Genomic DNA, 14,034 nt, shown 5'->3' with positions numbered 1-14,034 from the left:
CGACCCCGGAGGGGGTGTGGACGCTGTGGCGCTGGCGCGCCTGGCTGACACCGCGATGGCCGGGCCGCCGCACCAGGTGCCGACTACCACGACGTCGTGAAGTATCCGCGTCCCGCCGGCGAGGTCTCGACATGCTCGACGGGCACACCGAACCGTAGTTCGATACCCGCGCGAGCAGTGACCTCGTAGTTCAGCAGTGCGATCCGCTCGGTGTCCCACATACCGGCGAGAAACTGTTTTGAGTGGAGGTGAGAGGCATTATTGTCGCCTGGGTCGTTGCAGCGGTCTGGTAGAAGCTGAGGTTCGGCTACTCGACGAGCTTGCCGACGGTGGAAACCTCCCGCATGAGAGCGAAGATTTCCTCGGGAATCGGCGGAATTTCTTCGCGGTCGACCAACCTGGGACCAGACCACACCAGGTTCACCCGCATCGACTCGTCAAGGTCCGGGTAGTCGGACCGGTTGTGGCAGCCTCGGGTCTCACGACGTTCCAGTGCGGCATCAAGCGTTGCCCTGGCAGCCAGGGCAGCAGCTTTGAGGTCGAAGGCGTGCGCGAGATCCTGGAAACCCGCGATATCCGGGTGCACGCCCATCCGGGACATCCGATCCTCGACGGCGTCCAGTTCGGACAGACCCGCCAGCAGCCCGGTCTCGTCGCGGACCACGCCGGCGTGCTCGGTCATGGTGTTCCGCAGCGCCCGCTGCAACGCCCGGACATTCTCCGGGCCATCATTGTGCAGAAGTTCGTCCACCTCGCCACGCGCCTCGGCGAGCACCCCAGCGGACCGCCGCTGCTCGACAAGTCCCGCCGAATACTCCGCTGCGGCCTGCCCGACGATCCGGCCGTACACCAAGAGCTCGATCAGCGAATTGCCGCCAAGCCGGTTCGCGCCGTGCAGGCCACTGGCTGCCTCTCCGATCGCATACAGCCCGTCGACGCCGGTGCTGTGATCCTCCGGCCGCACCCACACTCCGCCCATCGAGTAGTGCGCGGTCGGAGCGATCTCGATCGGCGTCTGTGTGATGTCGAGCATCTGCAACTCAAGCAGTGTCTGATAGACCCGCGGCAGCCGACGCATGATCTTCTCTTGGGGCAAGTGCGACACGTCCAGCCAGACACCGCCGTTCGGGGTGCCGCGGCCCTCCTTGATCTCGGTGTACGCGGCCAGCGCCACCCGGTCCCTGGTGGACAGCTCCATCCGCTGCGGGTCATATCGCGCCATGAACCGCTCGCCGAGGTCGTTGCGCAGGACCCCACCCTCGCCGCGGGCCGCCTCCGATACCAGCGTCCCCGCCGCGTTCTCCGGCTCGATCACCCCGGACGGATGGAACTGCACCAGTTCTGGGTCACGAATCCGGCCACCGGCAAGAACCGCGAGCCGGAAGGAGTCTCCAGTGTTCTCATCCCGACGTGAGGACGTCCGCCGCCAGATCCGGGTATGCCCACCCGCGGCCAGGACCACCGCATCGGCGTGGATCACATAGCGGGTGCCGTCGTTGATGTCGAACCCGTAAGCCCCGAACACGACGTTGTCGCTAACCAGGATCCGCGTGATGTACACGGTATCGAGGATCGGGATGTGCAGCTGGGCCGCCCGATTGACCAGCGTGCGCTGGATCTCCAGTCCAGTGTAGTCGCCGGCGAACGCGGTGCGGCGGTAGGTGTGCGCACCGAAGAACCGCTGTGAAATCCGTCCGTCCTCCTCCCGCGCGAACAGCATTCCGTACCGCTCCAGATCCTCGATTCCCCGTGCAGCGCCCTCCGTCACGGTCTGCACGACGTCCGGGTGGGCCAGCAGATAGCTTTCCCTGAGCGTGTCCGCCGCGTGCTGCCGCCAGTCGTCCGCAGGGTCCATCGTGGCCAGTGCGGCGTTAATCCCGCCCGCCGCCAGGGACGTGTGCGCGTCCGCCTTCGGACGCTTCCCCACCGCGAGCACATCCACCCGACGCTCGGCTAGCTCGATCGCCGCGCGCAGACCCGAGCCTCCCGTTCCGATGATGAGAACTGACGTCGCGACCTGTCGTTGCGGACCGTTCATGGGTTCTTGCTCCGTTCATCCAAAAGATCCAGCCTGATTCACTGCGTCCGCACCCGGCCACGAATCACCTCGCGCCCCGAAGGTCTGACGGTGCGGCGTCACGGGCATGCGCATTCGCGCTGGGCCGCCGCGGCCCGGAATTGATTGCGACCGGAAGGCCGCCCAGTCCCCACCACCGCTGATCACCGTGTCAGGCGGGCGAGCGGTCAGCGGGCCGCGAGGCGCAGCGTCCGCACCGTCGAACGGACCACCTGTTCCTTCACGAACGCGGCCGTCTTGCCAGTAATGATTGTGCGCTTTGGCGAGTCGTCAGCACTGACAGGCTGAATCAGTCCATTGCGACGTCCTATGCTGAGGCACTGCACGTAGTACCGGAACGACAGCGGCTTGGGTTCCTCGCCGCGCAACTCGGCGACGATGTTCTTCCCGGCGTGCGACCCGACCGGCATCGCGGTAGCGCACGCCATCCGAAGCTCTCCCGAAGCTTCGGTGCGCGCGGCTGCCGCGTCCCCGACCGCGTAGATCTCAGGATGGGAGACCGACCTCAGCATCGGATCGACCTCCCAAACATCTTCGTCCGGCTACCAAGCGCGTACACGAGTCGGTCGTAGGAGTACCGCCCACCGTCGTCGGTGCGAACTTCGCGCCGCATGGGGTCGATCTCGGTCGCCCGCGCAGCCACATGCGTGATGTGCTTGTTCCGCAGGAATGTCGACAGCAGGTGGGTGTTTTTCGGGCGGCCGGCGGCCAGCTCGTGCTCACGGACCCGCTCTGTGAAACTCGACGTCGGCTCGATCAACGTGACACCCGCGCCATCCGCAGCTCGCAGAGCGGCCATCAACCCGCCATACCCGGCACCGATCACGACGACATGCTGACTGGTCAGATTCCCCTTTTTCGTCATACTAGTAGGACGAAACAGACCCCAACCCGTGTGACATGTGATCACAACGCAAGATCGGGTAACCAGGGAGTATTTCAGGCAGGGTTCGTGATACACCCAGATGAGCAGGTGTCCGACCGTCGCGTGTTTGACGACAGTGTGCGTCTTGATGGTCACGAACTACTCGGAGGTGGTGAAGCGCCTGTAGCGGAGAACTGGCTGCGTCCGTCCGACTGATCATGTTGAACGATCGCAGCTGCGCCGGGCCGCTGGCGTGGAGAAATTCCATGCCAGCCACGATTCAGCTTGTTCCCAGGCCGCACTAAAGCAAACGGGGAGTTGAATATCACATCGACAGGATGCTGCTGAAGCTCAAGACACCGGAACCACCCTGGTCTGGTAGCCCGAGCGCATTTCACAGGCATGGTCAAGGTGCGAACATGACCGCCTCGACCATTCGAGAAGCGAATCGAGTGAGGCGGACATGTCCAGCTTCACGAAAATAGTACAAACTTTGAGTCTGGGCGAAGTGTTGCGGTGCCGACCACGCGGACTTGGTCAGCTACCGATTCCGGCCCATACTCCGCCCACGGCCGGCACAGTCGTCGCGGCCTGGACCGAGACGGGAACGGCCCGGTTCTCCAGCTGGCCGATGCCCTCGACCCAGCTGATCAGCTCGTCGCCGGGACGCAGGAACCGCGGTGGGTTCATGAACGCCCCCACGCCTGAGGGCGTGCCGGTGAAGATGACGTCGCCGGGGTAGAGCGTGCACAGGCTCGATAGGTACTCGACCAGCACTGGCACCGAGAAGACCAGATCAGATGTTCGCGCCGCCTGCTGGGTCCGGCCGTTGAGCGCGCAGCCGAGTGCCAGGTCGTCCGGGTTCTCGAACTCGTCCGGGGTAACCAGGACCGGACCGACCGGACCGAACGTGCGCAATGATTTGGACAGCGAGAACTGGGGATACCCGCCGTCGAACTGCATCACCCGATCCGTGATGTCCTGACCCCCCGTCAGCGCTGAGACGTACTCCCAGCCCCGCCCTGGCGGCACGTGGTCGGCGCGAGCGCCGACCACCGCGACGAGCTCGACCTCCCAGTCGACGTTCTCGGACGACAACTCGACCGGCGACGTGGGGCCAGTCAGGCACGATGGGAATTTGGTGAAGACGAGCGGACGTTCCGGTAGATGCGCTCCGGCTTCCTCGATGTGGCGCCGGTAGTTCGCACCCACTGCGAATACCTGGCGCGGTGCCTGCAGCGGGTTTTCCAGAACGCTGCCACCTAGCTCGCGGAAGTCCCCTCGCACGCACCGCCTGTGGACGTCCACGATCTCGTTCCACTGCTCGAACATCACGCGCGCGTCCGCGCGGACCGCTCCCCCGGACACCTCGCCCACGTCGGCGAAACTGTCGCCGGCGACGAACACTGCCCGCCCTTCGATCACACCGATACGCACTCGTCCTCCCAAGTTCTCCGTGGCCTGACCGGCTCCGAGTGTCAAAGGTTCAAAGGGGAACCTCGACGGCATCCGCCGGGACGTCGTCGACGTCGACGCCGCTATCCGCCTCCCGCCAGATCTCGTAGGCGATCTCGCGCGCGATTTTGCCGTCCCGCATCTCGAACATGTGGACGAGTCGCGTGCGCACCTTGGTACCGATGGGGTACGGGAGGTTGGGCATCTTGTCGCCGACGACGACGGCCTCGCTGATGTGGTCGGTGAACACCGAGGTCTCGGTGACGACCTCGCGCAGCAGCGTCATCTTCGTGATGTGTGTCGTCTTGAAGATGTTGAGGTACGCCTCCTTGACCTCCGCCCCGCTGCGGTAGACCTGACCCCGTGCAGGCGCCTCCCACACGATGTCGTCGGTGTAGAGCTCGACCGCCTTGTCGACGTTCTCCGGGTTCTCGTTGTGGAAGTGGGCCTCCACTGCCAAGCGATTGCGCTCGATGATGTCGCTGGTGGACTCGGACATAGTGACGTTGCTCCTTAACTCTCTTGTGATTTCCTGGCCGGGCTGTACCCGAGCCCGGTCGGCGTCGGGGCTGCTCAGGCGGCGTTGTCCCCGCTCTGGAGGGAAAAGCTGTCCACGCTCAGCTTCAGCGCGGCCAACATCCGGTCCCGCGACGACTCCGCAGCACCGAGAATCCGGGGTAGGTCGTGACCGACCAGGCTGCCGCGCCACTTGCGCACCCGCCCGGCCACGAACACGGTGTCGACGTTGCCTCGGTTGGCGAACCCCAGCAGTGTGGTGAACGCGCACGGCGACGGCGACGTGTTGAGGTCAGTCCGCCTGACGAGCACAACGTCGGCCTGCTTCCCAGGCGTGAGTGAACCGGCCACATCGGCCAGCCCGCAGTTGATCGCGCCGCCAAGCGTGGCGAACGTCAGCGCCTGTTCCGGCAACAGATTCTCGCCGCTGTCACCGGAAGCGAGCCGGGTGAACGTGGCGCCGCGGTGCAGAGTCATCAGGTGCTGCATCTCGACGAACATGTCGGCGCCGTAGCTCAGTTCGTTGTCCATGCTGATGCCCGGCACCAGCCCGTGTTCAAGTGCCTGGTCGATCGGCGGTGTCGCCTGCCCCAACCCGAAGTGGGCGTCCGATCTGGGGCACACGTTCACGGTTGCCCCAGCGTCGGCGATGAGCCGCCAGTCGTCAGGGGGAAGCTCAATACAGTGGTTAAACGTGTGCTCGGGCGTCAGCAGCCCCGCGGAAGCCAACTCGGCGAGGTTCGTGATGTGCCGACCCATCTCGGTCGAGACCCACATCCCCTGGTCGCGGGCGTAGCGCCACAGGTCCTCAGTGGGAGCGAGGTCCAGCAGCCGAAGAGAAAGCAACTGGTCCTCGCTCGCGAAGTACCGGACCCGCGCATCCTCCACCGCCTGCAGCCAACTCCCCTGGTCTACGGAACCGTCGGTGGGCGGAGCACTCGCGTGGACCGCCCGGATTCCCGCGTCTGCAAGCCCCTCGACTGATGCGACGAGGTGTTCCGGTGTTCGAGTGTTGTGCGAGTTGTCGAGAATGGTCGTGACACCGCCGTCGAGGGCGTTCAGTGCGGTGAGCAGGTTGCCGAGGTACATGTCGTCGGGCGTGTACTGGGGTGCGAAATCCCCGTGGACCATTGACATATACGTGGGGAAGTCGATGCCTGCCGCGAGGCCGCGAAGTTGCCCCTCCCACGCGTGCACGTGCGAGTCGACGAATCCCGGCACGACGATGGCATCACGGGCATCGACCACGATGGCGGCCTCGCCCGCCCGCTCCACGAGGTTCGGCCCGACCGCGGTGATAGTGCCATCGGTGATGAGCAAGTCTCCGATCAGATTCCCGATCTCGGGGTCACCACTCACGATCGCCCCGCCAGCGAGGAGCACGGGCGCTTCCGGTGACCGGCGTAGCGCCTCCCCCACTGCCTCGTCTCGGCTGGTGTCGCGACGTCGGACCGGCGCGCCCCGGTTGATGCGGAGGTAACGCTCAGACCAGTCCTCGGTGAAATTCATAGGCTCTCCTCCTTGACCGTGTGCAGCTGGAAACTCCTCGATGGGCCTTCACCAGTTGTCGCGGCCGTGCAGCAATTGGCAACGCCTTGGGCGACGTAGGCGCAGCCCAGGTACCTCTCCCTGCGGGGCGCGGAAATGACGTCGTGCAGTCCGATGCCCCGTTAGTCAGGCTTATGAGCCGAAAAGCGCAGTGGCCCAAGATTTTTCGAACTCAGCAACCGGGTGGGCCCGGTCGACTGAAGCCAAGTATGCGCCCTTCTATGAGCATCTGCAAGAAATATTCGAATCTTTTTCTTGCATGTCCATGCCGCTAGACTGTGAGCATGACATCCTCTCGCCTCCCGACTCGTGCCGCCGACGTGTACGGGTTGATCCGCGCCGACATCTTCACGGGCAAGCTGGCCCCTGGTACCCGGCTGAAGTTCAACGAGCTGTGCGCGAGGTATGACACGAGCGTCGGAGCTGCGCGCGAAGCGCTCACGAAGCTTGTCAGCGAGAACCTCGTGATGGTCCGTCCCCGCCAGGGCTACATCGTGTCCACGCTCTCCCGTGCGGAGTTCGCCGACCTGGTCCAGGCGCGGGTCGAGGTCGAGGCGATCGCCCTGCGACTGTCAGTGGAAGCCGGGGACATGGCGTGGGAGGCGGCCGTCGTCAGTGCCCACCACGTCTTGGAGCGAACGTCGTTCTCCGACTCCGAGGACCGCCTGATGCCCACCCAGGCGTGGAGCGACGCCCATCGCGCCTTCCACGGCACCCTCATAAGCGCGTGTCCCAGCCGTCGCCTCGTGGCCTTCGCCTCGCAGCTGCGCGAGGAGTCGGCGCTGTACCAACTGTGGTCCATCTCGTCCCGTCTCGAACCACACCGCGACGGAGCGGGCGAGCACCGAGCATTGCTCGATTCGGCGCTGAAGCGGGACGCCCCCCTCGCCGAAGAGCTGATCCGCGAACACCTGCTGCACACCGCCCGCCTCGTCCTCGACCTGGACGACGACGAGTTCCGTCGCGAGACAGGGGAAAACCGCAGTACCCAACCATGAAGCACTGAACCCTTCTCACCCGCTGGGCCGCCCCGTATCTGGGCAACCAGAACTGCTGTGCCGATGCTTCCTGACCTGCCCTGTGTCTGGTCTGCCGACCGGCACCGGCCTGTCGGAGACTTTGTCCGGTTGCTAGGTGTAGTGATTCGGGAGCGTTCACGGCGTGGGCGAACTTCTCAGCGAACTCCGGGGAAACGTCTTCGTCAACACCCCAATCCGCCAACCCGTGGGTCAACAGCCGGACGAATTCCTCATACCCTCCCGGCTAAACAGGCACATCGCCACCACTGGGACCCTGGTGGTGGTTGGCGTGCTAGGTCAGAGCCCAGCGTCGAAAGCCCTTGCGGGGGAAGCAACTGAGCGGTCCGTAGCAGAAGATAGCGAAACCTGCCGCGTCGAATAGACATCGAGGGAGAGCCGAGCCGGGCGGTTCACGGTTAAGGCCATGGAAGCGGTGAAGATCCTGGCAGTGCAGCCGCGACGGACTCCTGGGCGGCTAGTCGGGGAAGAGGAGCGGCCGTCTCCAGTGATGGTGGCCGCCACCGAGGCTCGTGGGGACGATTGTCAGATTAAATCCACGTCGCCTGCCATGCCTGGCGCGTGCGTCGATATCCCGCTTAGCTCTGAGGCGGCATCCCCGCCGCGATCACTGAAAATGTTGTTGGTCGCTTAGGCAGAGGCGAAACAGACGGAAGGAAGCTTATGAGGCAACGGAAAAATGCCCGTCGGCGTGCCCTCATCGTGGGCCTTGGCATCAGTGGCATGGCTGCAGCGATCAGGTTGCACGAAGCTGGTTGGATACTGCAGTGGTTGAACGTGCGGCTGATCGTCGCTCCGGCGGCTACACCGTGCTCGTCCATGGCACCGGTGTTTACGCTGCCGAACGACTAGGCATCGCGGACGCGATCCCGACCCGCAACTTTGATGTTCGAACCACTTACGAGGTGCTGCGGTCTGGCTTTCGCATGCCGGGCTATGGGCTCGGTGACATTCCAACCAGGCCGCGGATCATGATGCGTGGCCGCATTGAGAAGGCACTGTTCAATGTGCTACCGACGCAGACAGAAGTGCGATACTCCACCACACCGGTTGCCATTGAGCAGGATGACACTTGTGCCACTGTCACCCTCCGTAACAACGTGACGGATGTCGAGAGCACGGGCCGATTCGAGCTCGTTGTGGGTGCGGACGGAGTCCGTTCCACGGTGCGATCACTGGTGTTCGGCCCGCATGAGAACTACACCAAGCCAACCGGTTACATGACCGCTGCCGCGCTCATGCGTGAGCACATCTCTGGCTTTGAGCCCCACGAAGGCTTCGCTTATACGGCCCGCGGGAAGTGCGCTTGGGCATTTCCCTTGGTCGACCTGGCCGCCCCTCCATGATGTTCACGTACCGCACCAAGAACGTCCGGGAAGAATTTAGCAGGGCACCTGTTGAATCCTTGCGACGCGCATTCGGCCCTAAGTCACTAGGGGTTCCGTGGTCGCCGGAATCGCCTTCGCGGAGCAAATCGGCCGCTGGATATAAAAGTGAGGGCAGCATGACGGCGTTCGAGGTCGAACCCGACGATCTGGTCGCGCACGCGAACCATCTGGACGGCCTGGTGGACTGGTTCACCACCGCATCGCAGGCGGCGGACTACGCGTTGTCCGATGACACGCACGGACTGCTGTGCGCGTTCCTGCCGCCGATCATCGACCCGGCTGGGGAGCAATCGAAGGACGCGCTGAGCGCGGCGGTGCAGGGGACGAAAACCACCGCAGACAACGTCCGCGCCACAGCAAGCGCCTACCGCGAGGCTGACGAGGGCGAGGCGCAGCCGTTCCTGCGGCAGACCGCCATTAGCGATGGCTAGGCCGACGGTGGCGTGGCCAGTAGCCGGGTCCCGGGTGCGGCCCTGGCCAATGCGCGCACGCCGAGCCAGGCCGAGGACCGGGTGGCAGCGACCGCCCCGACGGGAGTCGCAGTTCCGGACCGGCACGGTCGTCAAGTAGGCGACCGGTCGTTCTGTGGCGCCGGGCCGCAGAATCGCCCGGCGCCACACGCATGTTCAGCAGGACGCAGATCGAGGAATACGGACACAATGGCCAGTGCGGAAGGGTTCGGGGACCTGATCAGGAATCCCGACGAGGCGATTAAGTTCGCTTGCTGACCACGTTCCAGGATTTCGCCCGCGTTTTGGGCCAGCTCAACACCCGTGTCTTCGAGTGCATCGAACCCCGGCACGCACCGGTGCTCAGCCGCAGTCCGTGCAAGCCGATCGCTCTGCTGGGAAGTGTCAACTGTCGTCCCTGCTCCGCGGCAGTGGCGGCCGATAGTCGGCTGCTTTGAGGACGAAATCCACTACTCGCTCGACATACTCGGCACGGCTAGCGTCCAACTCCGCCACCCTGTCTGCTGGGGTCATCAGGAAGTGCTGGTTTATGATTCCCGCCAAGGCGTCCAGGATCATCGCAGGCGACGTTCCGACTGGGAGCTCCCCGCGATCGATGCCGCGAATGATGATTTCACGGCCCATCTTGGTCTGCTCTAGTCGCAGGTTCTGGATCGCAGTGTCGAACATGTCCGGATAGATCTTCGCCTCGACCTGGGCTCGAAGCACCACGAGACCATGGGGGCCGAGAACCGAATCGAGCAACGCGCGCGTCACCGCCAGTAGATCAACCCGGAGTGAGCCGGTGTCGAACACCTCCGGCGGTGGCTTGCGCGTCGCGAGAGCTGCCTCGACCAACTGCTCCTTCGTCCGCCAGCGTCGGTACAGCGCAGCCTTGCCAACTTGGGCGCGCCGCGCGACAATGTCGAGGTTGAGCTTCGCCCACCCGACCTCGCCGTAGACTTCCAGGGCAGCGGCGAGCACACGTCCTTCGATGTCCGGGTCCAAACGACGGCCCCGTCCGGGGCTGACGGACTCGCACGACACATCCCGAAGTTTGCCACACGGCTCGATCGTCATGGTCTGTCCCCGGCCAGCACGAGGCTGGCGGAAGCGGCGAAGAACAGGCCAACGCCCTGCACGAAGCTGACCCGCACCCCGGGCACCTGTGCCGCCGCCTCGCCGCGCAGCTGACGGACCGCTTCGATGATGGCGAACATGCCGTACATGCCGGTGTGGGTATAGGCGAGTCCGCCGCCATTGGTGTTCATCGGTAGTGCACCGCTCGCACTCGTATTCCCCTCAGCAATGAAGGAAGCGGCGTCGCCACGCCCGACGAACCCGAGGTCTTCGAGCATGTAGAGGGGTAGGTGCGCGAAGGCGTCGTAGCACATCAGGTGGTCGACGTCGGAGTGCTGGAGCCCCGCAGTGGCGAACGCCTCCGCACTGGAGCGCCGGAACGCGTGGAAGGACCCCACCTCGTCCATCTGGGACACCAGTGTGGATTCCGCCGACTCACCGGACCCGAGCAGGTACACCGCCCGCGTGGCGGCCGGGAGATCAGCCGCTCGTTCACTGCTTGTGAGCACGAGTGCCCCACCGCCGTCGGTAACCACGCAGCACATGTCGCGGGTGAAGGGGTAAGCGATCTGCGGGCCTTCGAGCACCTCGTCGACCGTCACTTCGGTGCGTCGCTGCGCTCGCGGGTTCTTGCTGGCCCACTTCCGCTGAGCGACGACGACGTGGGCGAGGTCCTCGACGGTCAGACCGCGCTCGTGCATGAACCGCAGTGCCGGTACCGTGAAGGTCGAGTACGGCGCGACCGCTCCGTATGGGGCCTCGAACTGCCCTGCCGGGGACTGCGGATTCTGCACCCATGCCGGACGCCCGACACCGGACCTCCCGGATTCCCCGTGGGTCACGATGACAACGTCGGCGGCACCGGCCGCGATCGCGGCGGCTGCGTGCCGCACGTGCAGCATGAAGCTGCCGCCGCCGATCATCGTGCCGTCCATCCACCGCGGTGTGATACCGATGTGGTGCGACACCTCCATCGCCAACGGCCCGGCGGTCGCCACGCCGTCTACATCGGACGGTTCGAGGCCCGCGTCGCGCAGGGCGTTGAGTCCCGCTTGGGCGTGCAGCTCCAATGTCGACAGGTGCGGCAAGTTGCCGAGTTCGTCGGTCTCGGCGGCACCGACGATGGCGATGTCGCCGCCGTGCATGCGGGTCATTCAGCGAGCTCCTCGGGACGGAAAACTGGTACGACCACGTCGCCGCGCTCTTCGAAGGCGACTTGGAGGTCCATGTCCAACAGCAGGTTCTCCGGGGTCGGCGTCACATCGACGATGTTGGTCATCAAGCGGGGCCCCTCGACCAGCTCGACGAGCGCGATGACCGGCGAGAGCGATTCGAATCCCGGCAGCGGCCGCTGGTTGATGATGTAGGAGACGAGCCTCGCCCGGCCCGATACGTCCACCCACCGCACGCTGGACGAGGCGCAATAGCGGCAGAACGAACGAGGGTAGAAGAAGTGGCGGTCGCAGGCCGAGCAGTGCTGGATGCGCAGCACACCGGCGCGGGCGCCCTCCCAGTACGGCGCGGTTTCCGGTGTCGGCTTCGGTGCGGGTGGCGCCGTCATACCGTCCTCCTTGAGAACACGCCGCGGTCCAGGACGACGGTGTCGCCCACCCTCGTCTGGAAGTAGCACGTCTCGCCCTCGTCCCAGATGACCACCGTCAGCTCCTGACCAGGCCGCACCGGAGCGGCGAACCGCGCGGACATGGCTGCGAACGCGGCCGGATCGGAGTCACACACCGCATGCAGGAGTGCCCGCCCGGTGAACCCGTAGGTGCACAGGCCGTGCAGGATCGGACGTTCGAAACCTGCGCGGGCGGCCAGCCATGGGTCTGAGTGCAGTGGGTTGCGGTCGCCGCTGAGTCGGTAGAGCAACGCCTGATCCGAACGAGTGCGGTAGGACATGGTGTGGTCCGGTAGTCGTTCGGGCAACGACCACGGGCACGCGCTACCACGATTCCCTCCGAAACCACCCTCGCCCCGGACGAAAATCGTGCTTCGCAGTTCAGCCAGCAGTCGGCCGGAGCCTGCCTCGACGCTCGACGATTCGATGGTGATGAGCGCGTTGGGCGCCTTGTCGTAGAACCCGACGACCCGAGATGTGGTGCGGGCGGTACCGGCGGACGGGAGCGAGCCGTGCAGTGTGACCGACTGCTCGGCGTGCAGCACCTGCGCCATCTCGAAATCTCCTAGCACCGGACCGTCCCCGTTGCTGGGAAGCAGCACCGCAAACGTGGGTAGCACCTGCTGCGTCACGGCGTGGGAGTTCTCGGTCGTGAATGCCAGCTCGGTCTGCGGATCGTCAGCCCCAGCACCGACGCCGAGCGCGTACAAGATGGTGTCGGTGGAGGTCCAGGAGCGTTCGCCCGAGTCCCATTCCTGGCCAACGAGATCCAGGTTCAGCGTCACGCCGGCCCATCTCCCATCGGAACACGGCCTCGCATATCGACGTTGGGCGCCGCTTTCGCTACCAAACCGGGCACGAGAGCACCCAGTTCGGAAGCCGTCCAGCGGCCCTCTTTGCGCGCGGTTGGCCCCAACCGCCATCCTTCTGCCACGCCGATCTCGCTGCCGCGCACGTCGAAGATCCGCCCTGTGACGTCGCCGCTGTCGACGCTCGCCAGCCAGGCCACCAGTGGTGCGACGTGCTCCGGCCCGAGAGCGTCATCGGCACCGCCCATGAGGGCTTCGGTGAGCCGAGTTCTGGCGGCGGGCGCCACGGCGTTGACAGTCACTCCGTACCGGCCGAGCTCCATGGCGGAGATGAGGGTGAAAGCCGCGATCCCCGCCTTCGCGGCACCGTAGTTGGTCTGCCCGGGATTGCCGTAAATACCGGAAGCGGACGTCGTATTGATCAGCCGAGCGCCTACCGGTCGCCCGGCCTCCTTAGCTTTGTCCCGCCAGTAAGCGGCAGCGAAGTGCGAGGGCGCGAACGTGCCGCGCAGGTGCACCCGGATGACGGCATCCCACTCGTCCGGAGACATCAACGCGAGGGTGCGGTCACGGAGGATGCCTGCGTTGTTGACCAGGGCGTCGAGGCGACCGAATTCGGCCACCGCCCGCTCGACAAGCCGCTGTGCCCCCTCCCAATCGGCGACGTCGTCGGTGCTCGCGATCGCCGCACCACCGGCCTCGACGATCTCGTGGACGACCGCCTCGGCAGCGCTCGGGTCACCACCGGTGCCATCCGCGGCGCTGCCAAGATCGTTGACCACAACGCTGGCGCCCTGGCGAGCGAGCTCAAGCGCATGTTCTCGTCCGAGCCCCCGACCGGCGCCGGTGACGATCGCCACGCGGCCCACGCAGATCTCGCTCATCTAGTCTCTCCTCCGTTGAGCTTGCTTGTCGCGTCGCACCCTGGGCGGGCGAGGACTTGCAGTTCGGTGGATCCGTTCAAGCCCCACGGGCCGTTCTCGACACCGATGCCGCTCCACTTGTGGCGGCCGAAGGGCAGGTCGGGCCGTGCGGTAGGCAGTTTCGGCGGCGTGCATGGCCTTGTCGACCTGCTCCGCAGTGCTGGCGGGTGCCTGCGCGAAGACCGACCCGGTGGCGGGGTCGACGACGCCGAAGGGCCGGTCGGTCGGCCCCGGCCCACCGTCGATGGTCATGGCGCGATCCGGAA

The 14,034-nt window shown here is 65.3% G+C and carries 15 protein-coding genes; 3 read left to right on the top strand and 12 right to left on the bottom strand.

The window, feature by feature from the left end; translation table 11 throughout:
• Positions 1–307: 307 nt before the first annotated feature.
• The 6 genes from ACTWQN_RS16880 to ACTWQN_RS16855 all read right to left on the bottom strand — a co-directional run bounded on the left by ACTWQN_RS16880 (position 308) and on the right by ACTWQN_RS16855 (position 6,422).
• Positions 308–2,038 (bottom strand): L-aspartate oxidase, encoded by a 1,731-nt coding sequence (locus ACTWQN_RS16880; protein ID WP_443204433.1) that lies wholly within the window; start codon positions 2,036–2,038, stop codon positions 308–310.
• A 206-nt stretch (positions 2,039–2,244) separates the two neighbouring features.
• Positions 2,245–2,589 (bottom strand): hypothetical protein, encoded by a 345-nt coding sequence (locus ACTWQN_RS16875; protein WP_443204432.1) that lies wholly within the window; start codon positions 2,587–2,589, stop codon positions 2,245–2,247.
• Positions 2,583–2,942 carry an FAD-dependent oxidoreductase gene (locus ACTWQN_RS16870; RefSeq protein WP_443204431.1) on the bottom strand — a complete coding sequence of 120 codons (360 nt, stop codon included), beginning with the start codon at positions 2,940–2,942 and terminating at the stop codon, positions 2,583–2,585. Before ACTWQN_RS16870 ends, ACTWQN_RS16875 begins: the two co-directional genes overlap by 7 nt.
• 537 nt (positions 2,943–3,479) lie before the next feature.
• Positions 3,480–4,451 carry a fumarylacetoacetate hydrolase family protein gene (locus ACTWQN_RS16865; RefSeq protein WP_443204430.1) on the bottom strand — a complete coding sequence of 324 codons (972 nt, stop codon included), beginning with the start codon at positions 4,449–4,451 and terminating at the stop codon, positions 3,480–3,482.
• Entirely contained in the window at positions 4,429–4,896 is a 468-nt protein-coding gene (locus ACTWQN_RS16860; RefSeq protein ID WP_443204429.1) for a nuclear transport factor 2 family protein, read from the bottom strand. Before ACTWQN_RS16860 ends, ACTWQN_RS16865 begins: the two co-directional genes overlap by 23 nt.
• A 74-nt stretch (positions 4,897–4,970) precedes the next feature.
• Positions 4,971–6,422, bottom strand: coding sequence for an amidohydrolase family protein (locus ACTWQN_RS16855; protein ID WP_443204428.1), 1,452 nt, complete (start codon positions 6,420–6,422; stop codon positions 4,971–4,973).
• Positions 6,423–6,745: 323 nt separating this feature from the next.
• On the opposite strand from ACTWQN_RS16855, the gene ACTWQN_RS16850 reads away from it, so the two are divergent.
• The 3 genes from ACTWQN_RS16850 to ACTWQN_RS16840 all read left to right on the top strand — a co-directional run bounded on the left by ACTWQN_RS16850 (position 6,746) and on the right by ACTWQN_RS16840 (position 9,317).
• The gene (locus ACTWQN_RS16850; protein ID WP_443204427.1) at positions 6,746–7,459 is read left to right on the top strand and encodes a GntR family transcriptional regulator; all 714 of its coding nucleotides are present in this window, start codon (positions 6,746–6,748) and stop codon (positions 7,457–7,459) included.
• A gap of 806 nt (positions 7,460–8,265) precedes the next feature.
• Positions 8,266–8,844, top strand: coding sequence for an FAD-dependent monooxygenase (locus ACTWQN_RS16845; RefSeq protein WP_443204426.1), 579 nt, complete (start codon positions 8,266–8,268; stop codon positions 8,842–8,844).
• Between the two features lie 158 nt (positions 8,845–9,002).
• Positions 9,003–9,317 carry a type VII secretion target gene (locus tag ACTWQN_RS16840; protein ID WP_443204425.1) on the top strand — a complete coding sequence of 105 codons (315 nt, stop codon included), beginning with the start codon at positions 9,003–9,005 and terminating at the stop codon, positions 9,315–9,317.
• A gap of 423 nt (positions 9,318–9,740) precedes the next feature.
• Here the strand turns inward: ACTWQN_RS16840 and ACTWQN_RS16835 are convergent, their stop codons facing one another.
• Genes ACTWQN_RS16835 through ACTWQN_RS16810 form a run of 6 tightly spaced genes read right to left on the bottom strand, consistent with a single transcriptional unit; the run spans position 9,741 to position 14,020 of the window.
• Entirely contained in the window at positions 9,741–10,415 is a 675-nt protein-coding gene (locus ACTWQN_RS16835; RefSeq protein ID WP_443204424.1) for a TetR/AcrR family transcriptional regulator, read from the bottom strand.
• Positions 10,412–11,569 (bottom strand): thiolase C-terminal domain-containing protein, encoded by a 1,158-nt coding sequence (locus ACTWQN_RS16830; RefSeq protein WP_443204423.1) that lies wholly within the window; start codon positions 11,567–11,569, stop codon positions 10,412–10,414. The genes ACTWQN_RS16835 and ACTWQN_RS16830 overlap by 4 nt, the downstream gene beginning before the upstream one ends.
• Complete coding sequence (locus ACTWQN_RS16825) at positions 11,566–11,976, bottom strand: Zn-ribbon domain-containing OB-fold protein (RefSeq protein WP_443204422.1); 411 nt, start codon at positions 11,974–11,976, stop codon at positions 11,566–11,568. Before ACTWQN_RS16825 ends, ACTWQN_RS16830 begins: the two co-directional genes overlap by 4 nt.
• Positions 11,973–12,821: a MaoC/PaaZ C-terminal domain-containing protein gene (locus tag ACTWQN_RS16820; protein ID WP_443204421.1), complete on the bottom strand. Its 849-nt coding sequence runs from the start codon at positions 12,819–12,821 to the stop codon at positions 11,973–11,975. Before ACTWQN_RS16820 ends, ACTWQN_RS16825 begins: the two co-directional genes overlap by 4 nt.
• Positions 12,818–13,729 carry an SDR family oxidoreductase gene (locus ACTWQN_RS16815; protein WP_443204420.1) on the bottom strand — a complete coding sequence of 304 codons (912 nt, stop codon included), beginning with the start codon at positions 13,727–13,729 and terminating at the stop codon, positions 12,818–12,820. The genes ACTWQN_RS16820 and ACTWQN_RS16815 overlap by 4 nt, the downstream gene beginning before the upstream one ends.
• A complete protein-coding gene (locus tag ACTWQN_RS16810; RefSeq protein WP_443204419.1) occupies positions 13,730–14,020 on the bottom strand; it encodes an aldehyde dehydrogenase family protein in 291 nt (96 codons plus the stop codon).
• Positions 14,021–14,034 lie beyond the last annotated feature (14 nt).

The sequence above is a fragment of the Saccharopolyspora antiqui genome, assembly GCF_052246905.1.
Classification (GTDB): Bacteria; Actinomycetota; Actinomycetes; order Mycobacteriales; family Pseudonocardiaceae; genus Saccharopolyspora.
Note: the sequence above shows the minus strand (reverse complement) of the source record. Positions and strands in the feature narration are given on the sequence as shown.